Genomic DNA, 388 nt, shown 5'->3' with positions numbered 1-388 from the left:
ACTGCTACGACCGCAAGCGCGATCCATAAGGCATCTGACACTCGGCCATTGTCTCAGGGGCTGGTGTCGCGGAGGCTATCGAGGCTGTGCCCGCCGGGTCTGTGGCAGTGTCGACAGCGTGACGATCGGGCCTGACTTCGACGACGGCATCCAGATGCGCAAGCGTCGCCATATCGACGTCTGCCTGTCCGAGGCCGTGCAGTATCAGACGCTGACCACCGGGTTGGAGCGTTACCGGCTGCCTTACAACGCGCTGACGCAGACCAACCTGGCGACGATCGATCTCGGGGTGGAGTTCCTGGGTAAGCGGCTGCAGGCCCCGGTGTTGATCGGCGCGATGACCGGGGGTTCGGAGCTGTCGGGCACCATCAACCGCAACCTGGCGGCC

The 388-nt window shown here is 64.7% G+C and carries 1 pseudogene; it reads left to right on the top strand.

Annotated features, from left to right (window positions below):
* Positions 1-154: 154 nt before the first annotated feature.
* Positions 155-388: pseudogene (locus tag H7I41_RS10500) on the top strand (type 2 isopentenyl-diphosphate Delta-isomerase); the annotation flags it as partial.

The sequence above is a fragment of the [Mycobacterium] manitobense genome, from assembly GCF_025821665.1.
GTDB classification, from domain to species: domain Bacteria; phylum Actinomycetota; class Actinomycetes; order Mycobacteriales; family Mycobacteriaceae; genus Mycobacterium; species Mycobacterium arseniciresistens.
This window is presented reverse-complemented; position numbering and strand designations above follow the sequence as displayed.